We start from the raw sequence: 24174 nt of genomic DNA, 5'->3' as shown, positions 1-24174 counted from the left end.
GCGTCCTGAACGGGCGGTGCGGGCGCGCGTCCTGAACGGGCGGTGCGGGCGCGCGTCCTGAACGGGCGGTGCGGGGCGCGCGTCCGGTCAGCCGGCCAGGTTCTCGGCCAGCTCCTCGGTGAGGTTGGCCTCCGTGCCCGGGATGCCCAGGTCGGCGGCGCGCTTGTCGGCCATCGCCAGCAGCCGGCGGATACGGCCCGCGACCGCGTCCTTCGTCAGCGGCGGGTCGGCGAGCGCGCCCAGCTCCTCCAGCGAGGCCTGCTTGTGCTCCATGCGCAGCCGGCCGGCGGCGGCCAGGTGCTCGGGCACCTCGTCGCCGAGAATCTCCAGCGCACGCTGCACCCGAGCCCCGGCGGCCACGGCGGCACGGGCCGAACGGCGCAGGTTGGCGTCGTCGAAGTTGGCGAGCCGGTTGGCCGTGGCCCGCACCTCGCGGCGCATCCGGCGCTCCTCCCAGGCCAGTACCGACTCATGGGCGCCCAGCCGGGTGAGCAGGGCACCGATCGCGTCACCGTCCCGGACGACGACCCGGTCCACCCCGCGCACCTCACGGGCCTTCGCGGCGATCGACAGTCTGCGGGCTGCGCCGACCAGCGCGAGCGCCGCTTCCGGACCCGGGCAGGTCACCTCGAGCGAGGAGGAACGGCCGGGCTCGGTGAGCGAGCCGTGCGCCAGGAACGCCCCGCGCCAGGCGGCCTCCGCGTCACAGGTGGCCCCGGAGACCACCTGCGGGGGCAGCCCGCGGATCGGCCGGCCCCGGCCGTCGACCAGACCGGTCTGCCGGGCCAGCTGGTCACCGCCCGCGACGACCCGTACGACATACCGCGAGCCGCGGCGCAGCCCGCCGGGCGCCATCACGATCAGCTCGGAGCTGTGCCCGAAGATCTCCAGGATGTCCCGCTTGAGCCGGCGCGCCGCCATCGCGGTGTCCAGCTCCGCCTCGATCACGATGCGCCCGCTCACCAGGTGGAGGCCGCCGGCGAACCGCAGGATGGCGGAGACCTCCGCCTTCCTGCAGCAGGTCCGGGTGACGGGGAGCCGGGAGATCTCGTCCTTCACCGCTGCCGTCATCGCCATGGGCCGATCCTTCCATGCATCCGAAAAATACGGTCGTACGCGGCGGCCAACAGCTCCGGATCGTGCCGGGGTGATCCGTCGGTCCGGGCCACCGGGGCCAGCTCGACCGCGGCTCCCAGCCGCTTGGCGGCCTCGGTGAGCGAGTCGCGGTCGGGCACGGCGGCCTCGTCGGCCAGCACCACGTCCAGGGCGAGTTTAGGGGCGTGTCGCCCCAAAACCTCCAAATGACGCTGCGGGGAGAAGCCCTCGGTTTCTCCCGGCTGCGGCGCCAGGTTCAGCGAGAGCACCCGGCGCGCCTTGGTCTGCGTGAGGGCGTCCAGCAACTCGGGGACGAGCAGGTGCGGGATGACCGAGGAGAACCAGGAACCGGGACCCAGCACCACCCAGTCCGCGTCCAGGACCGCCGCCACCGCCTCGGGGACGGCCGGCGGGTCGTTGGGCACGAGGTGCACCGACTGCACCTCGCCGGGCGTCAGGGCGACGGTCGCCTGCCCGCGCACCGTGTCCACGTCGTCCGGCCGCTCCGGGTCGTGCCCCTTGACCAGGGCCTGCAACTCCAGCGGTACCGCCGACATGGGCAGCACGCGCCCGTGCGCGCCGAGCAGCTTGCCGACCAGGTCCAGCGCCTGCACGTGGTCACCGAGCTGCTCCCACAGGGCGACGATCAGCAGGTTGCCGACCGCGTGGTCGTGCAGGTCGCCCTGGGACTGGAAGCGGTGCTGGATGACCCGGGCCCAGGTCTGGCCCCAGTCGTCGTCGCCGCACAGCGCGGCCAGCGCCTTGCGCAGGTCGCCGGGCGGCAGCACGCCCAGCTCGTCCCGGAGCCGGCCGCTGGAGCCGCCGTCGTCGGCCACGGTGACGACGGCGGTGAGATCGCCGGTGATCCGGCGCAGCGCGGCCAGCGACGCGGACAGGCCCATGCCGCCGCCGAGGGCGACCACCTTGGGCTGGGCGCCGCGTCGCCGGGGCCGGCCCCCGCGGGCCTCGGCCGGGCGGCCGGCGCGCGCGTCGGGCACCATCCGGCGCAGCCGGCTCAGCCGCGGTGTACGTTGCGTCATTCCCGTCCCATGTCCCGGTGCACGACCACCGTCTCCACGCCCTCGGCCGCGAGGCGCGCGGCGAGCTTCTCCGACATCGCGACCGACCGGTGCTTGCCGCCGGTACAGCCGATGGCGATGGTCACGTACCGCTTGCCCTCGCGCCGGTACCCGGCGGCGATGAGCCGCAGCAGCTCGGCGTACCGGTCGAGGAACTCCTTCGCGCCGGGCTGGTTGAAGACGTAGGCGGCGACCTCCTCGTTGAGGCCGGTGTACGGGCGCAGTTCCGGGACCCAGTGCGGGTTGGGCAGGAACCGCATGTCCGCGACCAGGTCGGCGTCGACGGGGAGGCCGTACTTGAAGCCGAAGGACATCACGGTGGCCCGCAGCTCGGGCTCCTCCTCGCCGGCGAACTGGGCGTCCATCTTGGCCCGCAGCTCGTGCACGTTGAGGCTGGAGGTGTCGATCACCAGGTCGGCGTCGCCGCGCAGTTCGCGCAGCAGCTCCCGCTCGGCGGCGATGCCGTCCACGATGCGGCCGTCGCCCTGGAGCGGGTGCGGGCGGCGCACCGACTCGAAGCGGCGGACCAGGGCCTCGTCGGAGGACTCCAGGAAGACGATCCGCCGGGTGACGCCCCGGGTGTCCAGATCGGCGAGGGACTCGCGCAGGTTGTCGAAGAAGCGCCGGCCGCGTACGTCGACGACGACCGCGATCCGCGCCACGTTGCCCTGGGAGCGGGCGCCCAGCTCCACCATGGTGGGGATGAGGGCGGGCGGCAGGTTGTCCACGACGAACCAGCCGAGGTCCTCCAGGCACTTCGCGGCCGTGGACCGGCCTGCCCCGGACATGCCGGAGATGATCACCAGCTCGGGGATGGCCGCCTCGGGGACCCCGGCTGTCTCGCTGCCCGTACTCACCTGTGCTCCGTTGTCCTGACCCGGGTCCTGCCCGGCGTCCTGCCCACCGGTTTCCCGGCCGGCGTCCTGCCGGACGACATCGTCGCCCGTGGCGCTGTGCGCCTGATCTCGCTGTGCCGTGGGCTGTGCGTCGTGCTCGGTCATCTCTCCTGCCCCCGTCGTTCGTCCGGGGCGCCCGCGGTCACGGGCTCCCCCGAGGAACCCCCCGTCGTGTCGGGTTCCTCGTCCTCAATGATCTCTCCGGTAGCCGTGTTCACGGCGGGTGCGGCCGGGGCCGCCTGGGCGAGGGCCACGGCGATGGTCTCGGCCGTCTTCCGGCCTATCCCGGGCACTTCCTGGATCTGCTCGATTGTCGCCGACCGCAGCTTCTTCACCGAGCCGAAATGCTTGATGAGCGCCTGTTTGCGGGTCTCACCGAGACCCGGTACGTCGTCCAGCGGGCCCGCGCGGAAGCGCTTGGCGCGCTTGGTGCGCTGGTAGGTGATCGCGAAACGGTGGGCCTCGTCGCGGACGCGCTGGAGCAGGTAGAGGCCCTCGCTGGTGCGGGGCAGGACCACGGGGTCGTCCTCCCCGGGCACCCAGACCTCCTCCAGGCGCTTGGCGAGGCCGCAGACGGCGATGTCGTCGATGCCCAGCTCGTCCAGGGCCCGCCGGGCCGCCGCGACCTGCGGCTGACCACCGTCGACCACCACCAGCTGGGGCGGGTAGGCGAACTTCCGGGGACGGCCGTCGTCGTCCTTGAGGGAGTCGGTGATCACCTCCGTACCGGTGAACGCGTCGCCGGCGTCGGCGACGGAGCCCTCGGCGGCGGGGCCGTCCGGGGCGGAGCCGTCGGCTCGGGAGCCGACGGTGCCGGGGCTGTCGGCGGCGGAGCCGTCGGCCCACTCCCCCGTGCGCTCCTTCTCCGCGAGGTACCGCTTGAAGCGGCGGGTGATCACCTCGTGCATGGAGCGGACGTCGTCCTGGCCGGCGAAGCCCTTGATCTGGAAGCGGCGGTACTCGCTCTTGCGCTGCAGGCCGTCCTCGAAGACGACCATGGAGGCCACCACGTCGTCGCCCTGGAGATGCGAGATGTCGTAGCACTCGATGCGCAGCGGGGCGCTGTCCAGGTCGAGGGCCTCGGCGATCTCCTCCAGCGCACGCGAGCGCGTGGTCAGGTCGGAGGCGCGCCTGGTCTTGTGCAGCGCGAGGGCCTGCTGGGCGTTGCGCTGCACGGTCTCCATGAGCGCCTTCTTGTCGCCGCGCTGCGGGATGCGCAGCGACACGTTGGACCCGCGGCGGGCGGTGAGCCACTCCTGGACCGGTTCGACCGGTTCGGGCAGGGCGGGGACCAGCACCTCCTTGGGGACCGCGTCCCCGCTCTCCTCGCCGTACAGCTGCTGCAGCGCGTGCTCGACCAGGGCTCCGGTGGTGACCTCCTCGACCTTGTCGGTCACCCAGCCGCGCTGACCGCGGACCCGGCCGCCGCGCACGTGGAAGATCTGCACGGCCGCCTCCAGCTCGTCCTCGGCGACGGCGATGAGGTCGGCGTCGGTCGCGTCGGCGAGCACGACCGCGTTCTTCTCCATGGCCTTCTTCAGGGCCTCGATGTCGTCGCGCAGACGGGCCGCCCGCTCGTACTCCATCTCCTCCGCCGCCTCCCTCATCTGCTTCTCCAGACGGCGGAGGTAGGTGCCGGTACGGCCGGCCATGAAGTCGCAGAACTCCTCGGCCAGCTCCTGGTGGTCCTCGGGGGTGATCCGGCCGACACAGGGGGCCGAGCACTTGCCGATGTAGCCGAGCAGGCAGGGGCGGCCGGTGCGGGCGGCGTTCTTGAAGACGCCGGCCGAGCAGGTGCGCACCGGGAAGACCCGCAGCAGCAGGTCGACGGTGTCCCGGATGGCCCACGCGTGCGCGTACGGCCCGAAATAGCGGACGCCCTTCTTCTTGTGACCCCGCATCACCTGCACGCGAGGGAACTGCTCGTTCATCGTCACCGCGAGGTACGGGTAGCTCTTGTCGTCGCGGTACTTGACGTTGAACCGGGGGTCGTACTCCTTGATCCAGGAGTACTCCAGCTGCAGCGCCTCCACCTCGGTGGACACCACGGTCCACTCCACGGACGCGGCGGTGGTCACCATGGTCCGGGTGCGGGGGTGCAGGTTCGTCAGGTCCTGGAAGTAGTTCGCCAGGCGCTGGCGCAGGCTCTTCGCCTTTCCGACGTAGATCACCCGGCGGTGCTCGTCACGGAACCTGTACACCCCGGGAGAGTCCGGGATGTCTCCCGGCCTGGGGCGGTAGCTGGAGGGGTCGGCCATGCTTCACACCCTACTGGCGAGCACCGACACCGCGTCGTGCCTGTGGACAACGCCCCCACCCGTACGGCGCCCACCCACAACCCGCGCCGCCCCTCCCGTCCCACCGGCCCACCGGCCCACCGGCCGCACGGCATGCCCCGCGACGGACGACGCCCCCTTCCGGGTGTCCTCGGCCTCCCCGGCCCCGGAGTCTCAGGGAACTGGCAGGACTGTCAGGGCTCCGGGGCTCCGGGGCTCCGGGGCTCCGGGGCTCCGGGGCTCCGGGGCTCCGGGCGGCATGCCCGTTCGTGGAGGGTCCTCCCGTGATCCTCGGCACGACCGACGATCGCGTTCCGGCCAGACCGAGGGCGCACCGGGCGTCACCGTCCCCCCGGACAGGCCCTGGACCAGGCCCGTGGCAGCCCGCGCCGGTCCCCTCGGCCGTCCACGGAACAGCGACGTCCGGCCAGTGGTCGGCAACAGCCGGGTCAGAGGTGTTGTCGGGTTCTGGTCAACACGCTTCAATGCGGGGGAACTCGGGGCCGTGCACACGTGCATCCGGGCGCCCCATGCCCGGCGACGGGCGCCCACCGGCGCCCACGGGGGTGGCCCCGCACACCCGCACAGGCGGTCTGACCAGCCGTAGTGACACCTCACAGAAAGGCCCCTCGGCATGCGGCATGCCACAGAGCACGCGGACGTCCCCACCGCGGAACTGGACACGGCCCTGCGCGGCGGCCCGTTCCACGTGGCGCTGCGCGCCGCGATCGCCGCCCGCGGACTGCCGCTCCAGCGCGTGCAGCACCATCTATCGCGCCACGGGGTCAAGGTGGGCGTCACCAGCCTGAGTTACTGGCAACAGGGCGCCCGCCGCCCGCAGCGCCCCGAGTCGCTGCGCGCCGTCCGGGCACTGGAGGAGATCCTCCAGCTGCCGGACGAGTCCCTGATCCGGCTGCTCGCCGACTCCGACGAGTCGGGCGAGGGCGCGGGCACCGGCCGACCGACGGGCCGCTCCTACCGCTCCCTGACAGAGGCCTCCGGCGTCGTGGACCGGCTCACCGCCGACCTCGGCTGGTCCCTGGACGGCGGGCTGCACACCCTGGGCCACCACGAGTGCGTCCGGATCGGGGCCCGGCGCGAGCTGGCGAGCCGCGAGGCTCACCACATCGTGCGCGCCCACCGCGACGGCGTCGACCGCTTCGTCGCCGTCCACCAGGGCGACCCCGGCTGTGACCCGCGCCGCATCACCGTGCACGCCCTGGAGAACTGCCGCACCGGTCGCCTCCGCTGGGACCAGGGCACCGGCGTCCTGGTGGCCGAGCTGCTCTTCGGCACCCGGCTGCGCTCCGGCGACACCTTCCTCTTCCGGTACCGCATCGACGACGGCACGGCCGGGACCTCCCGCGAGTACCTCCAGCGGTTCGGCTTCCCCGGCGGCCAGTACGCGCTGCAGGTGTGCTTCGCCCCCGCCGCCCTGCCCGTACGCTGCCACCGCTTCTCCCAGCCCTCGGCGGCGGCCCCGCGCAGCGGTCGGCAGGACCTGTCGGTGACCGGCCCGCACCACTGCGCCCACGTGGTCGAGCCGCGGATCCGGGCGGGCATTCTGGGGATGGCCTGGGACTGGGAGTGAGCGGCCCCTTCCGGCCCACCCAACGAGCGGCGGGTCCCCGGACACCGGCTCCCCGGATCCCGGTCGTCGGTCGTCGGTCAGTCCGCCGGGCCGGCCACGATCCTGCCGTTCGCGGCCTTCACCGACAGCTCCGTCAGCGGCACGGTGGCCGGCGCCTGGACGACCTTTCCCGTCACCGCGTCGAACTCGCTCCCGTGGCAGGGGCAGATCAGCGTCGTCCCCTGCAGCTTGTTGATGGGGCACCCCGCGTGCGTGCAGACCGTGCTGTACGCCTTCAGCTCGCCGTCCTCGCCACGGCTGACCACGACGTTGTGGTCCCGGTAGAGCTTGGCCGCACCCTTGACGACCTCGGTCTCGGCACCGAGGTCGACCGGCGCGGTGGGGGCGGCCGCAGCCGAGCCGCTGCCGTCCGGCGCGGAGCACGCTGCCAGGCCGAGCCCGGCGACCGGGGCCGCTGCGGCCCCTCGAAGGACGGTACGGCGGCTCGCGGAGGAGCAGGCGGGCATCTGGAACTCCAGTGGTCAAGGGGTGTGCAGGGCGACCATACCCGGACAGAGGGACGGTCCCGGGGCGGGGCCGGGGGCTCGGGCCGGTAGCTCGGCTCGGGGCCGGGCGGGTCCCCGGTGAGGCGATCGGCGGACGTAAACGCTTACGTAAGCGTTTACGCGAGGCCGTGCCATGGGATAGCGTCCCGCCGGAAGACGGTGAGACCGGGAGGCCGGAAGACCGCCGGAGTGGGCGCCCGGCAGACCGGGACGCCGCAGAAGCGGGCGATCCGGAGGCCGGGAGACCGCAGGCACGGGAAGACCTGAAGGCGGGCTCCACGGCCGTGCCCGCGGCGGCTGAGGGAAGGGAACGAGATGGCCACCATGGCGGACGTCGCCCGGCACGCCGGGGTTTCCGTGGCCACCGTCTCCCACGTCCTCAACGGCACGCGTCCGGTGCTCCCCCACACCCGTCAGGCCGTGCTCGACGCCGTCGACTCCCTGGGCTACACCCCCAACACCCTGGCCCGCTCCCTGGTCACCTCGCGCACCCGCTCCATCGGCCTCGCGGTGTCGGCCATCAGCAACCCCTACTTCACCGAGATCCTCCAAGGCGTCGAGGCGGCTGCCCTGGACGCGGGCTACAGCCTGCTCATCGCCGATCCGCATGACGACCCCCGGCACGAGCGCAAGGTCGTGCAGCTCCTGCACGAGCGTCGGGTGGACGGCATGATCGTGGCCCCGTCCGCCGAACCGGCCGACCTCGTCGGCTATCTGCGCCGCCACGCGGTACCGACGGTGTTCCTGGACCGGCTTGTCGACCCACGCGTGACCGAGGACGCACCGCCGGGCGACGGCTCGGGCGCCGTCTCCGGCCCGAACGCGCCGGGCTTCGACCAGGTCTGCGCCGACAGCGCCGCGCCGACGGCCCGGCTCGTCACCCATCTCGCCGGGCTGGGCCACCGCCGGATCGCCCTGGTCGCCGGCCTGCCCGGGCTCAGCACCACCAGCGAGCGCGTCTCCGGCTACCGGGAGGGCCTCGCCGAGGCCGGTCTGGCCTACGACGACCGTCTGCTCGTATCAGGCAACTCCGAGTCCGACGGTGCCGAGCGGGCCACGGCCGCCCTGCTCGGTCTGCCCGACCCGCCCACGGCGCTCGTCACCGCCAACAACGCGATGACCATCGGCGCCCTGCGCGCGCTGCGCCGGCACGGCCGGTCCGTGCCCGGCGACATCGCCCTGTGCTGCTTCGACGACTTCGCCTGGGCCGACCTCTTCTCACCCCGGCTGACCGCCATCGCCCAGCCGAGCCGGGAGCTGGGCGCCCAAGCCGTCCGGGTGCTTCTGGACCGGCTGGCCGAGCCGGGGCGGCCGGTCCGGACGGTCCGGCTGCCGTGCACGTTCGTCCACCGCACGTCCTGCGGCTGCCCGGAGGAACCGGGCCCCGCCCAAGCGGCCGGGCACACCGCATCATCCACGCTGTCCGAGAAGGGAACCGCCACGTGATCGTCGTTGCCGGTGAGGCACTGATCGACCTGGTACCGCAGGGCCCCGGAGCCCTCGCGGACCTGAAGCCGGCGCTCGGCGGCGGCCCCTACAACACCGCCGTGGCCCTCGGCCGGCTCGGCTCCCGCACCGCCTTCTGCTCCCGGACCTCGGTCGACGCCTTCGGCGAGGCCCTGCTCGACGGGCTGCGGCGGGCCGGGGTCGACGTGTCCGGGGTGCAGCGGGGCCCGGAGCCGACGACCCTCGCCGTAGCCACGATCGACGCGGCGGGATCGGCCGCCTACTCCTTCTATGTCGACGGCACCGCCGACCGCCTGTTCACCGCTCCCACCGCGCTCCCCGCCGGTACGCGCGCGGTGTCCTTCGGCACCTGCTCGCTCGTCCTGGAACCGGGGGCGAGCGCCTACGAGGAGCTGATGCGCGCGGCTGCCGGGCAGGGGCTGTTCACCGCGCTCGACCCCAACATCCGGGCGGGACTGATTCCGGACGCGGACGCCTACCGGGCGCGTTTCAAGAGCTGGCTGCCCTCGGTGACCCTGCTGAAGCTGTCCGCGGAGGACGCGGCGTGGCTCGGCGGCAGCCCGCGTGAGTGGCTGGCCGCGGGACCGGCGGCCGTGGTGGTCACCCGGGGCGGTGACGGCCTGACCGTGTTCACCCAGGACGGCGGGGAGTACTCCGTTCCGGGCGAGAAGGTCGATGTCGTGGACACCATCGGCGCCGGTGACACGGTGAACGCGGCCCTGCTGCACGGGCTGGCCGTCCGCGATGCGCTGTCCGCGGAAGCGCTCGCCGCCCTCGGGGCGGAGGGCTGGACACGGCTGCTGCGCTTCGCGGCACGGGCGGCGGCGATCACCTGTTCGCGGGCGGGGGCCGAGCCGCCGTACGCGGCGGAGCTGGGTGAGCCGACCGCGCTGTGAGCGGCTGATCTCCCTGTGCTGTTGACAAGGTGCGACCGGGCCTGCGGCGTGCGGGGACCTGGCGGACCGCTGGACCGGGCTGGCTGATGGTGGAACGAACGGCGCCCCGCGGGGAGTTCCCACGGGGCGCCGGATCTTTGACGGGATGTCAGGCCTTGCGGGCCCGCGTGGTCTTCTTCGCGGGCGTCGCCTTCTTCGTGGCGGTGGCGGCCTTCTTGGCCGGGGTGTTGTTGGCCTTGGCCGTCACCGTCTTCTTCGCCGTCGCCGCAGCCGCGGCCGTCTTCCGGGCCGTGCCGCCGCGCTGGGCCTTGACCGGTTCGGCGTCGCTGATGCGGTCGGCGCCGAGGATCTCGCGCAGGAACTTGCCCGTGTGGCTCGCCGGAACCCCGGCGACCTCCTCCGGCGTGCCCTCGGCGACCACCAGGCCACCGCCGGCGCCGCCCTCCGGGCCCATGTCCACGATCCAGTCGGCGGTCTTGATCACGTCGAGGTTGTGCTCGATGACGATGACCGTGTTGCCCTTGTCGACCAGTCCGCCGAGGACCTTGAGCAGCTTGCTGATGTCCTCGAAGTGCAGACCGGTGGTCGGCTCGTCCAGGACGTAGACCGTGCGTCCGGTGGATCGCTTCTGCAGTTCGCTGGCGAGCTTGACGCGCTGCGCCTCACCACCGGAGAGGGTGGTGGCGGACTGGCCGAGGCGGACGTAGCCGAGACCCACGTCGTTCAGCGTCTTCAGGTGACGGGAGATCGCGGGGACGGCCTCGAAGAAGTGCATGGCCTCCTCGATCGGCATGTTCAGGACCTCGGCGATGGACTTGCCCTTGTAGTGGACCTCCAGCGTCTCCCGGTTGTACCGGGCGCCGTGGCAGACCTCGCACGGGACGTAGACGTCCGGGAGGAAGTTCATCTCGATCTTGATCGTGCCGTCGCCGGCGCAGTTCTCGCAGCGGCCGCCCTTGACGTTGAAGGAGAAGCGGCCGGGCAGGTAGCCCCGGACCTTCGCCTCGGTGGTCTCGGCGAACAGCTTGCGGATGTGGTCGAAGACGCCGGTGTACGTCGCCGGGTTGGACCGCGGGGTGCGGCCGATCGGCGACTGGTCGACGTGCACGACCTTGTCGACCAGGTCGTCACCGTCCACGCGCGTGTGCCGTCCGGGGACGGTCCGGGCGCCGTTCAGCTCGCGGGCCAGGTGCGTGTACAGGATGTCGTTGACCAGGGTCGACTTGCCGGAGCCGGAGACGCCGGTGACGGCCGTGAACACACCGAGCGGGAAGGACACGTCGATGTCCTGCAGATTGTTCTCGCGGGCGCCGTGCACGGTGAGCCGCCGGGACGGGTCGCGGGGGCGCCGTACGTCCGGGAGCGGGATCGACTTGCGGCCCGAGAGGTAGGCGCCGGTCTGCGACTCGGCGTTGGCGAGCAGTTCCTTCACGGAGCCGCTGTGCACGACCTTGCCGCCGTGCTCGCCGGCGCCGGGGCCGATGTCCACGATCCAGTCGGCGACCTTGATGGTGTCCTCGTCGTGCTCCACGACGATGAGCGTGTTGCCCATGTCGCGCAGCCGGATCAGGGTCTCGATCAGACGGTGGTTGTCCCTCTGGTGCAGGCCGATGGACGGCTCGTCCAGGACGTACAGGACGCCGACGAGGCCGGAGCCGATCTGGGTGGCCAGGCGGATGCGCTGGGCCTCGCCGCCGGAGAGGGTGCCGGCCGCGCGGTTGAGCGAGAGGTAGTCCAGGCCGACGTCGACCAGGAAGCGCAGCCGCTCGTTGACCTCCTTCAGGACCCGCTCGGCGATCTTCTTGTCGCGGGCGTTCAGCTTCAGTTCGCCCAGGAAGTCCGCGCAGTCGCTGATCGACATCGAGGAGACCTCGGCGATCGACTTCCCCATGATCGTGACCGCGAGGACGATCGGCTTCAGACGGGTGCCCTCGCAGGAGGGGCAGGGCACCTCACGCATGTAGCCCTCGAAGCGCTCGCGGCTGGCGTCGCTCTCGGCCTCGCTGTGCCGGCGCTTGACGAAGGGCACCGCGCCCTCGAAGGGGGTGGTGTAGACACGCTCCCGGCCGTACCGGTTGCGGTAGCGCACCTCGATCTGGGTCTTGTGGCCGTGGAGCAGGGCCTTCTTGGCACGCTGCGGCAGACCCGCGAAGGGGATGTCCGTGCGGAAGCCGAGGGCGTCCGCGAGGGCGCCGATCAGACGGCCGAAGTAGTCCTTGGTGTGCCCGTGCGACCAGGGGTGGATCGCACCCTCGTCCAGCGACTTGTCCTCGTCCGGGACGATCAGCTCCGGGTCGACCTCCATGCGCGTGCCGATGCCGGTGCACTCGGGGCAGGCGCCGAAGGGCGAGTTGAAGGAGAAGGAGCGGGGCTCCAGCTCCTCGAAGGACAGGTCGTCGTACGGGCAGTAGAGGTGCTCCGAGTACATGCGCTCGCGCTCGGGGTCGTCCTCGGGGAGGTCCACGAAGTCGAGCACGACCATGCCGCCGGACAGGCCGAGGGCGGTCTCCACGGAGTCGGTGAGGCGACGCTTGGCGGTCTCCTTCACCGTGAGGCGGTCCACGACCACCTCGATGGTGTGCTTCTCCTGCTTCTTCAGCGCCGGCGGATCGGACAGCTGGATGGTCTGCCCGTCGACGCGCGCGCGGGAGTAGCCCTTGGTCTGCAGGTCGGCGAAGAGGTCGACGAACTCGCCCTTGCGCTCGCGGACCAGCGGGGAGAGCACCTGGAAGCGGCTGCCCTCGGGCAGCTCCAGGACCTTGTCCACGATGGCCTGCGGCGACTGGCGCGAGATCGGGCGGCCGCACTCGGGGCAGTGCGGCTTGCCGATGCGCGCGAAGAGCAGACGCAGGTAGTCGTAGACCTCGGTGATCGTGCCGACCGTCGAGCGCGGGTTGCGCGAGGTCGACTTCTGGTCGATGGAGACCGCCGGGGAGAGGCCCTCGATGAAGTCGACGTCGGGCTTGTCCATCTGGCCGAGGAACTGCCGTGCGTACGAGGAAAGCGACTCCACGTAGCGGCGCTGGCCCTCCGCGAAGATCGTGTCGAAGGCCAGGGAGGACTTGCCCGACCCGGACAGGCCCGTGAAGACGATGAGCGAGTCACGAGGCAGGTCGAGCGAGACATTCTTCAGGTTGTGCTCGCGCGCGCCACGGACGATGAGACGGTCGGCCACGCCGGTCCGCACCTTTCTTGAGAGAAGTGACAGGGGCGGGGCCCCCGTGCTTCTTCAGACTAGGGGGAGCCACTGACAACGCCGGTCAGATTGCCCGGTTGCATAACAACCTCCGGCTCTCCAGCATGCCCGACGCCGCCATCGACCATATAGCACGTGCATTCGATTTGCGGGCGAGGTTCACCACCTTCACCCGAAGGTGTGGCCGGACTAGGGTCAGCACCATGATTGATCACGCTCATGACCTGGCCTGTGTACGGGAAGCAACCGATCGGCTGCTCAACGCGGTCGCCGAACTGGACAACGCCGCGCTCGCCGAGCCGTCACGGTTGCCGGGCTGGAGCCGCGGGCACGTCCTCGCCCACCTCGCCCGGAACGCGGACGCGCTCCTGAACGTCCTCCAGGACCGTCCCATGTACGCGAGCGCCGAAGCACGGGAAGCCGACATCGAGCGGGACGCGCCGCGGCCGCTGGAGGCCCAGCTCGCGGACGTCCGGGAGAGCGCGGCCCGCTTCCAGGCGGCCGGGGACGCGCCCGCGGACTGGACGCGGACGGTGGAGCTGCGCAACGGGGTCCTCGACTCCGCGGCCGGGGTGCCGTTCCGCCGCTGGGCCGAGGTGGAGCTGCACCACGTCGACCTCGGGATCGGGTACGAGCTGGAGGATCTTCCGGCCGAGTTCCTGGAGCGGGAGACCGACTTCCTCGCGGACCGCTTCTCCGGGCACCCGGACGTCCCCGCGACCCGCCTCACGGACGGCACGCGCGCGTGGACCACCGGGCGGGCGGCGGAGGATCCCGGGGGGCCCGAGATCACGGTCACCGGCCGGGCGGCGGACCTGGTGGGCTGGCTCGCCGGGCGCCGTGACGGTTCCGCGCTGGAGGTGCGGGGCGGGGCGCTGCCGAAGCTGCCTCCCCTGTAGGGCGAGAGCCGTCGGCGGGCCCGCGCGGGCGGCCGCCCACCGGGGGCTCCCCCGCTATAGGCTGCCGTCATGACGTACTCCGGAGAGGTCAGGGTCGGCGGACCGGCGGATGTGCACGAGCTGAAAGACCTGATGATCACCAAGATCGCGGTCGGCCCGATGGACAACAACGCCTATCTGCTGCGCTGCCGGGCCACCGACGAGCAGCTTCTGATCGACGCCGCCAACGAGGCGCAGACACTCCTCGGCATGATCGGTGACGACGGCATCGCGTCCGTCGTCACCACGCATCAGCACGGCGACCACTGGCAGGCGCTCGCCGACGTGGTCTCGGCCACGGGCGCGCGTACGTACGCCGGCCGGGACGACGCCCCCGGCATCCCGGTCCCCACCGACGTCCTCGTCGACGACGGTGACGTCATCAGGGTGGGCCGGGTGGAGCTCACCGCACGCCACCTGGTCGGGCACACGCCCGGTTCGATCGCGCTGGTCTACGACGACCCGCACGGCCACCCGCACGTCTTCACCGGCGACTGCCTCTTCCCCGGTGGTGTCGGCAACACCCGCAAGGATCCCAAGGCGTTCGCCAGCCTGATCCACGACGTGGAGACGAAGATCTTCGACGTCCTGCCGGACGAGACCTGGGTCTACCCGGGCCACGGAAACGACACCACGCTGGGCTCGGAACGGCCGCATCTGCCGGAGTGGCACGCGCGCGGGTGGTGAGCGGCGCCTGCCGATCGCATAGTTGCCGATCGCATAGTCCGGCGCGCGTGCCGTAGGCGGCCCCGCGTAAGGCCGTTGAGCACGCGCCGGGCGCACGACTCGTGCACATCCCCGGCGCGCACCACCCCTGCGCGCGCCCCGTGTGAACCTTTCGCACGCAACGAGCCCTCGTGCGCACTCGCGGACAGCCGTCGGCCGCAGTCAACTGGTAAGGGCCCCGCGCAGGATCGACGGCTCCTGAGCGGTAGGGCCGCCGGTCTCCAACCCCGCCCTCGGCCGGCGGCCCAGGCCACACCCCGGGCACGCGCGCGTGAGCTGCGCGCTCACCAGTTCACACGATGGCAACACCCGTTCCCACCATGCGGACAACTACCGCTGTGACCTGGACAGACGCGGCGTTCGCTGCCACTCTCCCGCCATGCACCCTGCTCCTCGCGCCGTGCGCCGCGCTCTCGCCGCCGTCACCGTAGCCCTGCTCGCCACCGCTGTCGGCTGTGCTCCGCAGCCCGAGGAGAAGGCATCGGCCGCCCCGTCGGGTTCCGCCGCGAAGAGCTGCGCCAAGGGCGGGCTCGCCACCAAGACGTCCGGGAAGCTGACGATCGCCACGGACGAACCGGCGTACGAGCCCTGGTTCAAGGACGACAAGCCCGCCAACGGCAAGGGCTTCGAGTCCGCGGTCGCCTATGCCGTGGCGAAGCAGCTGGGGTACGGCAAGAGCGCGGTCGTCTGGCAGAGCGTGCCGTTCAACAAGGCGTTCGCGCCGGGCGCGAAGACCTTCGACTTCGACATCAACCAGGTGTCGATCAGCGACGAACGCAAGAAGGCCGTGGACTTCTCCTCCGGCTACTACGACGTGCGCCAGGCCGTCATCGCGCTGAAGGGCAGCAAGGCCGCCGGGGCGACGAGCATCGCGGATCTCAAGAAGCTCAAGCTGGGCGCCCAAGTGGGCACCACGAGCCTCGACTACATCAGCGACGTCGTGAAGCCGGAGCAGGAGGCGGCCGTCTACGCCAAGAACGACCAGGCCAAGTCCGCGCTGAGGAACGGTCAGGTGGACGCCGTCGTCACCGACCTGCCGACCGCCTTCTACATCACCGCGGCCGAGGTGACGAACGCGAAGATCGTCGGCCAGTTCGAGAACCAGGGCGGCACGCCCGAGCAGTTCGGCCTGGTCCTGGACAAGGGCAGCGCGCTGACCCCCTGCGTGACCGCCGCCGTCGACGCGCTGCGCAAGGACGGCACGCTGGCCGGTATCGAGAAGCAGTGGCTCTCGGACGCCGTCGACGCCCCGGTGCTCAAGTGACGGTCACCAAGGACGAGTCGGCCCGGGAGGGGGCGGACGACAAGGGCGACATGACGGGCGGCGCCGGTGTGCCCGGCGACGACTACACCCCCTCCGAGCGACGGCTGGCGCGTGAACGCTACACACGCGCGCGTGCTCGCCGCGCCACGGCGATCGCGGCCCTGTCGACCCTCGTCACGGCCGCGGTGCTCTACCTGGTCGTCGTCGACGCACCGGGCTGGCCGCGCACCAAGGAGACCTTCTTCAGCGCGCACTACGCGCGCGAGGCGTTCCCGAAGGTCCTCGAAGGGCTGTGGCTGAACGTCCGCCTGCTGCTGGTCTGCGGTGCCGCCGTGCTGGTCCTCGGCATGCTGATCGCCGTCGCGCGCACGCTGCGGGGCCCGGTCTTCTTCCCGCTCCGGGTGCTGGCGGCGGCGTACACCGACTTCTTCCGCGGTCTGCCGCTGATCATCAACCTGATGATCGTGGTCCTGGGTGTGCCGGCCCTGCGGCTGCAAGGCGTCACGGTCGATCCCGTGCTGCTTGGCGGTACGGCGCTGACACTGACGTACTCGGCCTACGTGGCGGAGGTGTTCCGGGCCGGCATCGAGTCCGTCCACCCCTCGCAGCGCGCCGCGGCCCGCTCGCTGGGCCTGACCAACCGGCAGGCCCTGCGCTACGTCGTCCTGCCGCAGGCGGTCCGCCGGCAGGTACCGCCGCTCCTCAACGACCTGGTGTCGCTGCAGAAGGACACCGGTCTGGTGTCCATCGGGGGCGCGGTGGACGCCGTGCGGGCGGCCGACATCATCGTGGGCCGCAGCCTGAACTACACGCCGTACATCGTCGCGGGGCTGGTGTTCGTGGCGCTGACCATCCCGATGACCCGGTTCACCGACTGGGTGACGGCACGGATGGACCGGCGGCGGGCCCAGGGAGGATCCCTGTGAGCACCCGGGGAGGAGCCCTGTGAGCACGCCTGAGAGCACACCCGTGAGCAACGCGCCCGTCCTGCGGATGGAGTCCGTCCGCAAGACCTTCGGCGGCTCGGTCGTCCTGCGGGACGTCGATCTCGAGGTGGCCCCGCACACGGTGACCGCGCTGATCGGCGCCTCCGGGTCGGGCAAGTCGACGCTGCTGCGCTGCGCCAACCTCCTGGAGGAGATCGACGACGGCGCCATCTGGCTGGACGGTGAGGAGATCACCGACCCGCGCGTGGACCAGGACGCGGTACGGCGCCGGATCGGCGTCGTCTTCCAGGCGTACAACCTCTTCCCGCACATGACCGTGCTCGACAACATCACGCTGGCGCCGCGCCGGGTGCACGGCGTCTCCCGCGCGGAGGCCGAGGAACGGGCCAGGGCGCTGCTGGAGCGCCTCGGACTCGGCGGCAGGGCCGACGCCTACCCGGACCGGCTCAGCGGCGGTCAGCAGCAGCGTGTGGCGATCGTACGGGCCCTCGCGGTGCGGCCCCGGCTGTTGCTGCTGGACGAGATCACGGCCGCACTCGACCCGGAACTCGTGGGCGAGGTGCTGGACGTGGTCCGCGGCCTGAAGGACGAGGGTATGACCATGGTGCTCGCGACGCACGAGATGGGCTTCGCGCGGGACGTCGCCGACCAGGTGTGCTTCCTGGACGGCGGGGTCGTGCTCGAGCGTGGCTCCGCCGAGCAGGTCTTCGGCGACCCGCGGCAGGAGCGCACCCGGCGCTTCCTGCGGCGGATCGTGGAGGCGGGCCGGCTGTAGGCCCGCGCGGGGTCACGCCTGCGTCCGCGCCGCCCCGGCCAGCGCGGCGACCCGCTCCACGCCGAACACGTAGCCCTGCACTCCGCATCCGGCGATCACGCCGTCGGCGCGCAGCGAGACGTAGGAGTGGTGCCGGAACGATTCGCGCTGGTGGATGTTGGAGATGTGCACCTCCAGCACGGGCATGCCGTCGCAGGTGTTGAGCGCGTCCAGGAGGGCGACCGACGTGTGCGAGTAGGCGCCGGGGTTGATGACGATCCCGCAGTGGTTCAGCCGCGCCTCGTGGATCCAGTCGACCAGTTCGCCCTCGTGGTTGGACTGCCGGAAGTCCACCGTGCCCCCGTGCGCCGCTGCCGCCTCGGCGCACAGCGCCTCCACGTCGGCCAGCGTGTCCTTGCCGTAGATCTCGGGCTGGCGCTGGCCGAGCAGGTTCAGGTTGGGCCCGTTGAGGATCATGATCGGGGCGTTGGCCAGGGTGCGGGGCACGGTTCCTCCGGTCCGTTGGGGGCGGTGCGTCGACGACCGCTGCTCTCGCCCCCGGTCTATCACGCCGGTCAGGGCGGACACCGGGCCCCGCGCCCGGGTCGCCCGGGCGTGCGCTCCGTACCTGTGATCACCTCCGTACGCCCCCGTAACTCCCGATCACGGCGGGTAGTTGACGCGGCATGCACCGCGTACGCACCGTGAGCACCCCGTCCATGCCGCGACTCGCGGCGGCCTCCCTCGCCGGGACAGCGATCGAGTTCTACGACTTCTTCGTCTACGGCACCGCGGCGGCCCTGGTTCTCGGACCGCTGTTCTTCCCGACCTTCTCACCGGTCGCGGGAACGCTGGCGGCGTTCGCGACGTTCGGGGTCGGGTTCGTGGCCCGGCCACTGGGCTCGGTGGTGTTCGGGCACCTCGGGGACCGGCGCGGCCGGCGTCCGGTACTCGTCCTCTCGCTGCTGCTCACCGGCGCCTCGACGGTGGCGGTCGGCTGCGTGCCGTCCTACGGCACGATCGGTGTCGCCGCTCCCGTGCTGCTGCTCGTGCTGCGCTTCCTGCAGGGGCTGGGACTCGGCGGGGAGTGGGGCGGGGCGGTCCTGCTGACCGCCGAGCACGCTCCCGCCCGGCGTCGTGCCCTGTGGTCGAGCTTCCCGCAGGTGGGACCGGCGCTCGGCTTCCTCCTGGCCAACGGGGTGATGCTCGTGCTGTCCGCGGCGCTGTCCGACGCGGAGTTCGCTCGCTGGGGCTGGCGCGTGCCGTTCTGGGCGGGTGGCGCGCTGGCGCTGGCCGGTCTGTGGCTGCGCTCCTCCCTCACCGAGAGCCCGCGCTTCCTGGAGATCGACGACCACGCGCGCGTGCCGTTCTTCGAGGTCGTACGGCACCACGGGCGACTGGTGCTGCTGACGGCGGGGGCGCTGGCGGTCGGCTACGCGGTGTTCTACGCGGTGACGACCTGGTCGCTGTCGTATGCGACGGAACGGCTCGGGGTGAGCCGGACGGTCATGCTGCTGTGCGTCATGGGCGCGGTGGCCGTGAAGGGCGCCCTCACGCCGCTCATGGCACTGTTCGGCGACTGGTACGGGCGGCGGACGATGTGCCTGACGGGCTGCGGGGCCTGCGTGCTGTGGATGCTCCCGATGGTCGCGCTGCTGGCGACCGGCGAGCCGCTGCTGATGTTCCTCGCGATCCTCGGCGCCCTGCTCGCCTTCGTCATCATGTTCGCGGTGATCGCCGCCTACCTGCCCGAGCTGTACGAACCCCGGGTGCGCTGCACGGGCGCCGCCGTGGGCTACAACCTGGGCGGGGTCCTCGGCGGCGCCCTCACCCCGATCGTGGCCACGGCGCTCGCGGAGCGGGGCGGGCGGGTGCCGTGGGGTGTGGGCGTGTATCTGACGGGCATCGCACTGGTCAGCCTGGTGTGCTTCGCGCTGCTGCCGGAGACCCGGCCGGTGCCGGTACCGGCGGTGGAGCCGGTCGGCGGCTGACCGGCCCCACCGCCGGGCCGGCCGTCGGCTACGGGTTGATCGCCAGTTCCAGGTAGGCCGCGAACAGCACGAGGTGGACGCCGCCCTGCAGGGGGGTGGCCCGGCCCGGCACCACGGTGAGGGAACTGACCACCACGGTCAGCGCGAGCAGCACCATGTGGGTCGCGCCGAGGCCGAGTACGAGCGGCCCGGACAGCCAGATGGAGGCGAGCGCCACGGCGGGGATGGTCAGGCCGATGCTGGCCATCGCGGAGCCGAGCGCGAGATTGAGGCTGGTCTGCACCCGGTCACGGCGGGCGGAGCGCAGCGCGGCGATCGTCTCGGGCAGCAGGACGAGCAGGGCGATGATGACGCCGACGACGGCGTGGTGCAGGCCGGCCGCGGCCACGCCCGACTCGATCGTGGGTGACACGCCCTTGGCCAGGCCGACCACGCCGACCAGGGCCAGCGCGAGGAGGCCGAGGCTGGTCCAGGCGGTGCGCGCGGACGGGGGCTGGGCGTGGTCGTCGGCGGTGATGACCTCGCCCTGTCGGGTGATGGGCAGGAAGTAGTCGCGGTGGCGCACGGTCTGGGTGGCCACGAACAGCCCGTACAGGATCAGTGAGGACAGCGCGGCGAAGGTCAGCTGGACGCTGGAGAACTCGGGTCCGGGCTTGCTGGTGGTGAAGGTCGGCAGCACCAGGCTGAGCGTGGCCAGCGTCGCCACTGTCGCCAGCGCGGCGCCGGTGCCCTCGGGGTTGAAGACGGCCGTGCCGTGCCGCAGGGAGGCGACCAGCAGGCTCAGTCCGACGACGCCGTTGCAGGTGATCATCACGGCGGCGAAGACCGTGTCCCGGGCGAGGGTGGAACTCTTGTCCCCGCCGTCGGCCATCAGTGTGACGATCAGGGCCACTTCGATGATCGTGACGGCGAGGGCGAGCACCAGCGAACCGAAGGGCTCGCCGACCCGGTGGGCGACCACCTCGGCGTGGTGCACGGCCGCGAGGACGGACCCGGCGAGGACGACGGTGACCAGCCCGACGACCGCGCCGGGCAGGTCCCGGCCCCAGGTGAGGACGAGCAGGACGACCGCGAGCACCGGCACGAGGATCGTCCATGAACGGGTGAGCGACCGGAGCCGAGTGATCATGCGGCGATGGTCGCAGAGGCCTACAGGGTTCGCATTCCGTTCTTTTCGGATACCTTTCATCCTTTCCGGTGCGGGGCCCGTGCCGGTGGGACCGGGCCCCGCGTCGCGACGAGACCCCGCTGGGGAGCTGTGCGGGATCGCGGGCTTCCGCGTCGTCGCCGTCAGACGTCGACGCTGTCCTTCCGAGCGCCCTCGCCTCCGGCCCGCGCCGCCTCGACGGCCGCCTGCTTCCTGGAGGCCAGCAGGCTGGTGAGCGTGGTGGCGGCGAGGACCGCGCAGATCACGCCGAGCGAGACCGGGATGCTGATCTCGGGCACGTGGACCCCGGACTCGTGCAGGGCGTGCAGCACCAGCTTCACGCCGATGAAGCCGAGGATGATCGACAGGCCGTACGAGAGGTGGACCAGCTTCCTGAGCAGGCCGCCGATGAGGAAGTACAGCTGCCGCAGACCCATCAGGGCGAAGGCGTTGGCGGTGAAGACGATGTACGGGTCCTGGGTCAGTCCGAAGATCGCGGGGATGGAGTCCAGGGCGAACAGCACGTCGGTGGTGCCGATGGCGAGCATCACGACCAGCATCGGGGTCATGACGCGCTTGCCGTTCTGCTGGATCCACAGCTTGGTGCCGTGGTACCGGTCGGCCACCCCGAACCTGCGCTCCGCGGCCTTCAGCAGCTTGTTCTCCTCGTACTCCTCGTCCTCCTCGTCCGCCCGGGCCTCCTGGACGAGCTTCCAGGCGGTCCAGATCAGGAAGGCGCCGAAGAGGTAGAACACCCAGGAGAAGCTGGCGAGGATCGCGGCTCCGGCGGCGATGAAGACGGCTCGCAGTATCAGGGCTATGAGGACGCCAACGAGCAGCACGCGCTGCTGGTACTGGGTGGGCACCGCGAACTTCGCCATGATCAGGACGAAGACGAAGAGGTTGTCGACGCTCAGCGACTTCTCGGTGATGAAGCCCGCGAAGAACTCGCCGGCCGGCTGTCCGCCGCCGTAGACGAGCAGACCGAGCCCGAAGAGACCGGCCAGGGCGATCCAGACGACCGTCCAGATGCCCGCTTCCTTGATCGACACCTCGTGCGGCTTGCGGCCGATGAAGAAGTCGACCGCGATCAGGGCGGCGAGACCAACGATGGTGAGGACCCACAGGCCCATGGAGACTTCCACTGCACCTCCGGCATTACGTGACGGCAAACACATCAGCGTTGTCGCTGCCGGAGGTCTCTTCCACCCGCGATGGGCCGGCGCCCCGGGACCCTGAACGGTCCGTACTGACGGGTGCGCCGCAGTCAGGGAGTACTCCCCTCCGTACGGACGAGAGTACCCCAATCACCAAGGAAAGGTAAAGAGCAAAGTAAAAGAATCTCCAAACAAGCAGCTCAGAATGACTTTACCGTTACTTGGTGTGAGCCCTGGCCACCTCGGCGAGCACCTGTTGCAGGATCCCGCTGCCGGCCGGGACGGGTGAGGGTTCGTACGTCCAGGCGTGACCGACCCACGGATCCGCCAGGTGGTCGTCGGGCAGCGGAGTGAGTCGCAACAGCGAACGCCACAACGGATCGAGCAAGGGGCCGTAGGCGGCGGCGTCCCCGCGGTCGGCCACCAGCAGGAGGTGCACGCCGACGAGCGGGCCTTCGTCGGCGAGATAGCGCAGCCGCGTCACCGACCGGTCGTCGAACCCGTGCGGGAAGTCGTTGACGATCAGGAGTTGCTGAGCGGTGTCCACATCGGCCGGCAGCGACTCGGCCGCGCCGCCGCGCACCGCCATCTGCATCAGGTCGACCCGCCGGGTGAGCCGCTCCAGCGTCTGCGCGACCCCCACCGCCCCGGTCGCGGGCGGCGCGGCCAGCACTCCGGACCGCGTCAGCGGGAGCAACGCCGGTGACCCGCCACCGGCCGGATCGATGACCTGGACGGCGAACGCCCCGGGCGGGTGCACGGCGAGCAGACGCGCAGCGAGCGCGACCGCCGCCGTCATGGCCAGGTGCCGTAGCTCGGCGGAGTCGGGCACGCCGTCGTCGGTGGCCTCCGTCGGACCGCTGTCGATCCACAGACCACGTTCCAACGGCATCCTGACCAGCAGTGGGATACGCAGGGGCACGCTCTCGGGCAGGTGGAGATCGCCGAGCCGCAGGGCCATCGGCGGCTCGGCGGGGACGCGGTAGGCGTGCCAGACGGGGTTCTCCCAGCGGGCGAAGGCGGGTGGGAGCGCCGGTTCCACCACCTCAGCCTCGGCGGTGAGCTGGGCCAGATCGCGGTCGAGGGCCGCACGCGCCTGGTCGGCCAGCTGGGTCCGGCGAGCGTGGGCCGCGTCGCGGGCGGCACCGCCCGCGGTGCCGAGCCGTAGGCGCGGGTCGGCGAGGGCCTGGTCCAGCTCTTTCTCCAGGCGGGAGTCGGCGAACTCCACGGCACCGCGGTAGGCGGCGACGGTGCGGGCCAGGTCCTCGAACATGCCCCAGACCTGGTTGTACAGCCGCTCCTCCATCGACCAGCCCACGGCGTCTCCGGCCACGGGCCGAGCGGGCCGCCCGTCGGCCGGTGCGGGCGCCGGGGGTGGCGGTGGCGGTGGCGGTGGCGGTGGCGGTGGCGGTGGCGGTGGCGGTGAGGACGGAACGCTGTGGGTGCGGCGAGGATGTGTGTAGTCGACCGGCCCGCCGGGATGCCGGGGAACGGGGGCACCGTCGCCGTCGTCGCGGCTCTGCGGGTCGTACGGTCGCGGTGGCTGTGGGAGACCGGCAGCGGAGGCGGTCTGGGAGACGGAGCCGGTCCGGGAATCGGACCCGGCGGTCCGCGGTCCCGGGTCGGGGCGGGTCACCGGCACGGATGCCGGGCCGGGCAGGCTCTGGGCTGCCGCCTCCTGGACGGCCTTCGCGAGGTCGGTGGCGTCGGTCAGGCCCTTGTCGGCGAGGAGCGCGGGGAGACCGCCCGCGTAGCCCTGGCCCATCGCACGCACTTTCCAGGCGCCCTGCCTGCGGTACAGCTCCAGGGTGATCACGGCCGTCTCGGCGTCCAGGCCGGTGAGGGTGTAGGAGGCGATTTCGGTGCCGTCCGGGCCGTTCACCGTGGTGTGCGGGGCCGGAGCGGCGCCGAAGCGGCGCGGGCCCGCGGTGTGGGCGGGCAGGGCGAGGAACACGTCGACCCTGTGCACGGCCTCGGGCAGGGCGGCCAGGTCGACGGCCAGGCGGTGCTCAGCGGCGACCGGGCGGGGCGCCTCGACGGCGGGCGGTGGTGGGGCGCCGGGGCCGGCCGTCCCTTCCCGGCCGTGCACCCTGCCGTGCTCGTCGCCGAATGTGACCCCTGCCAGCACCGGCACCCCGGCCGAGATCCGGATCTCCAGTCGGTCCTGGGGCAGCGGGTGGTTCTGCCCCCGCACCAGCTCAGCCGCCAT

General features: G+C 71.8%; 19 protein-coding genes. 9 read left to right on the top strand and 10 right to left on the bottom strand.

From position 1 onward, the window contains the following. Positions 1-87 precede the first annotated feature (87 nt). From whiA to uvrC, 4 genes are read right to left on the bottom strand one after another with little or no spacing between them, the layout of a single operon-like run. A complete protein-coding gene (gene whiA, locus IEZ20_RS28785) occupies positions 88-1077 on the bottom strand; it encodes a DNA-binding protein WhiA (RefSeq protein WP_030605113.1) in 990 nt (329 codons plus the stop codon). Continuing rightward, entirely contained in the window at positions 1068-2135 is a 1068-nt protein-coding gene (locus tag IEZ20_RS28780) for a gluconeogenesis factor YvcK family protein (RefSeq protein WP_189304032.1), read from the bottom strand. The genes whiA and IEZ20_RS28780 overlap by 10 nt, the downstream gene beginning before the upstream one ends. Then, positions 2132-3175: an RNase adapter RapZ gene (rapZ, locus tag IEZ20_RS28775; protein ID WP_189304030.1), complete on the bottom strand. Its 1044-nt coding sequence runs from the start codon at positions 3173-3175 to the stop codon at positions 2132-2134. The genes IEZ20_RS28780 and rapZ overlap by 4 nt, the downstream gene beginning before the upstream one ends. Further along, complete coding sequence (gene uvrC, locus IEZ20_RS28770) at positions 3172-5328, bottom strand: excinuclease ABC subunit UvrC (protein WP_189304029.1); 2157 nt, start codon at positions 5326-5328, stop codon at positions 3172-3174. Before uvrC ends, rapZ begins: the two co-directional genes overlap by 4 nt. Positions 5329-5980: 652 nt before the next feature. Here uvrC and IEZ20_RS28765 point away from each other — a divergent pair. After that, on the top strand, positions 5981-6937 hold the full coding sequence (locus IEZ20_RS28765; protein WP_189304026.1) for a hypothetical protein: 957 nt from the start codon (positions 5981-5983) through the stop codon (positions 6935-6937). A 77-nt stretch (positions 6938-7014) separates the two neighbouring features. Here the strand turns inward: IEZ20_RS28765 and IEZ20_RS28760 are convergent, their stop codons facing one another. Then, positions 7015-7443, bottom strand: a complete 429-nt coding sequence (locus IEZ20_RS28760) for a Rieske (2Fe-2S) protein (protein WP_189304024.1) — start codon at positions 7441-7443, stop codon at positions 7015-7017. Positions 7444-7797: 354 nt separating this feature from the next. Between IEZ20_RS28760 and IEZ20_RS28755 the strand changes: the two genes are divergently transcribed. Further along, the gene (locus tag IEZ20_RS28755; protein WP_189304022.1) at positions 7798-8928 is read left to right on the top strand and encodes a LacI family DNA-binding transcriptional regulator; all 1131 of its coding nucleotides are present in this window, start codon (positions 7798-7800) and stop codon (positions 8926-8928) included. Beyond that, a complete protein-coding gene (locus IEZ20_RS28750) occupies positions 8925-9845 on the top strand; it encodes a carbohydrate kinase family protein (RefSeq protein WP_189304020.1) in 921 nt (306 codons plus the stop codon). The genes IEZ20_RS28755 and IEZ20_RS28750 overlap by 4 nt, the downstream gene beginning before the upstream one ends. Before the next feature lie 148 nt (positions 9846-9993). Here the strand turns inward: IEZ20_RS28750 and uvrA are convergent, their stop codons facing one another. Then, a complete protein-coding gene (gene uvrA, locus IEZ20_RS28745) occupies positions 9994-13020 on the bottom strand; it encodes an excinuclease ABC subunit UvrA (protein ID WP_189304018.1) in 3027 nt (1008 codons plus the stop codon). 224 nt (positions 13021-13244) lie between these two features. Between uvrA and IEZ20_RS28740 the strand changes: the two genes are divergently transcribed. The 5 genes from IEZ20_RS28740 (at position 13245) to IEZ20_RS28720 (ending at position 17691) form a co-directional block, all read left to right on the top strand. After that, positions 13245-13940: a maleylpyruvate isomerase family mycothiol-dependent enzyme gene (locus IEZ20_RS28740; RefSeq protein WP_189304016.1), complete on the top strand. Its 696-nt coding sequence runs from the start codon at positions 13245-13247 to the stop codon at positions 13938-13940. Between the two features lie 69 nt (positions 13941-14009). Continuing rightward, positions 14010-14666, top strand: a complete 657-nt coding sequence (locus IEZ20_RS28735; protein ID WP_189304014.1) for an MBL fold metallo-hydrolase — start codon at positions 14010-14012, stop codon at positions 14664-14666. A gap of 418 nt (positions 14667-15084) precedes the next feature. Then, positions 15085-15969 carry an ABC transporter substrate-binding protein gene (locus IEZ20_RS28730; RefSeq protein ID WP_189304012.1) on the top strand — a complete coding sequence of 295 codons (885 nt, stop codon included), beginning with the start codon at positions 15085-15087 and terminating at the stop codon, positions 15967-15969. Then, positions 15966-16895: an amino acid ABC transporter permease gene (locus IEZ20_RS28725; RefSeq protein WP_189304009.1), complete on the top strand. Its 930-nt coding sequence runs from the start codon at positions 15966-15968 to the stop codon at positions 16893-16895. Before IEZ20_RS28730 ends, IEZ20_RS28725 begins: the two co-directional genes overlap by 4 nt. 67 nt (positions 16896-16962) lie before the next feature. Then, entirely contained in the window at positions 16963-17691 is a 729-nt protein-coding gene (locus IEZ20_RS28720; protein ID WP_189304057.1) for an amino acid ABC transporter ATP-binding protein, read from the top strand. Positions 17692-17703: 12 nt separating this feature from the next. Here the strand turns inward: IEZ20_RS28720 and aroQ are convergent, their stop codons facing one another. Further along, a complete protein-coding gene (aroQ, locus tag IEZ20_RS28715; protein WP_189304007.1) occupies positions 17704-18177 on the bottom strand; it encodes a type II 3-dehydroquinate dehydratase in 474 nt (157 codons plus the stop codon). A gap of 179 nt (positions 18178-18356) precedes the next feature. Between aroQ and IEZ20_RS28710 the strand changes: the two genes are divergently transcribed. Further along, positions 18357-19661, top strand: a complete 1305-nt coding sequence (locus IEZ20_RS28710) for an MFS transporter (protein ID WP_373303984.1) — start codon at positions 18357-18359, stop codon at positions 19659-19661. 28 nt (positions 19662-19689) lie between these two features. Here the strand turns inward: IEZ20_RS28710 and IEZ20_RS28705 are convergent, their stop codons facing one another. From IEZ20_RS28705 to IEZ20_RS28695, 3 genes are all read right to left on the bottom strand, one after another. Continuing rightward, a complete protein-coding gene (locus IEZ20_RS28705) occupies positions 19690-20790 on the bottom strand; it encodes a calcium:cation antiporter (protein ID WP_189304005.1) in 1101 nt (366 codons plus the stop codon). A 161-nt stretch (positions 20791-20951) separates the two neighbouring features. Next, a complete protein-coding gene (locus IEZ20_RS28700) occupies positions 20952-21953 on the bottom strand; it encodes a TerC family protein (RefSeq protein WP_189304003.1) in 1002 nt (333 codons plus the stop codon). Between the two features lie 229 nt (positions 21954-22182). Then, positions 22183-24174 (bottom strand): TerD family protein, encoded by a 1992-nt coding sequence (locus tag IEZ20_RS28695; RefSeq protein WP_189304001.1) that lies wholly within the window; start codon positions 24172-24174, stop codon positions 22183-22185.

Origin of the sequence: Streptomyces cinerochromogenes, from assembly GCF_014648635.1 — a bacterium.
Lineage (GTDB): Bacteria > Actinomycetota > Actinomycetes > Streptomycetales > Streptomycetaceae > Streptomyces > Streptomyces cinerochromogenes.
This window is presented reverse-complemented; position numbering and strand designations above follow the sequence as displayed.

Bases quoted from the DNA above. Each gene is read 5' to 3' on its own strand.
- whiA (WP_030605113.1), bottom strand. From the start codon at position 1,077: ATGGCGATGACGGCAGCGGTGAAGGACGAGATCTCCCGGCTCCCCGTC.
- IEZ20_RS28780 (WP_189304032.1), bottom strand. From the start codon at position 2,135: ATGACGCAACGTACACCGCGGCTGAGCCGGCTGCGCCGGATGGTGCCC.
- rapZ (WP_189304030.1), bottom strand. From the start codon at position 3,175: ATGACCGAGCACGACGCACAGCCCACGGCACAGCGAGATCAGGCGCAC.
- uvrC (WP_189304029.1), bottom strand. From the start codon at position 5,328: ATGGCCGACCCCTCCAGCTACCGCCCCAGGCCGGGAGACATCCCGGAC.
- IEZ20_RS28765 (WP_189304026.1), top strand. From the start codon at position 5,981: ATGCGGCATGCCACAGAGCACGCGGACGTCCCCACCGCGGAACTGGAC.
- IEZ20_RS28760 (WP_189304024.1), bottom strand. From the start codon at position 7,443: ATGCCCGCCTGCTCCTCCGCGAGCCGCCGTACCGTCCTTCGAGGGGCC.
- IEZ20_RS28755 (WP_189304022.1), top strand. From the start codon at position 7,798: ATGGCCACCATGGCGGACGTCGCCCGGCACGCCGGGGTTTCCGTGGCC.
- IEZ20_RS28740 (WP_189304016.1), top strand. From the start codon at position 13,245: ATGATTGATCACGCTCATGACCTGGCCTGTGTACGGGAAGCAACCGAT.
- IEZ20_RS28735 (WP_189304014.1), top strand. From the start codon at position 14,010: ATGACGTACTCCGGAGAGGTCAGGGTCGGCGGACCGGCGGATGTGCAC.
- IEZ20_RS28730 (WP_189304012.1), top strand. From the start codon at position 15,085: ATGCACCCTGCTCCTCGCGCCGTGCGCCGCGCTCTCGCCGCCGTCACC.
- IEZ20_RS28720 (WP_189304057.1), top strand. From the start codon at position 16,963: ATGGAGTCCGTCCGCAAGACCTTCGGCGGCTCGGTCGTCCTGCGGGAC.
- IEZ20_RS28710 (WP_373303984.1), top strand. From the start codon at position 18,357: ATGCACCGCGTACGCACCGTGAGCACCCCGTCCATGCCGCGACTCGCG.
- IEZ20_RS28705 (WP_189304005.1), bottom strand. From the start codon at position 20,790: ATGATCACTCGGCTCCGGTCGCTCACCCGTTCATGGACGATCCTCGTG.
- IEZ20_RS28695 (WP_189304001.1), bottom strand. From the start codon at position 24,174: ATGGCGGCTGAGCTGGTGCGGGGGCAGAACCACCCGCTGCCCCAGGAC.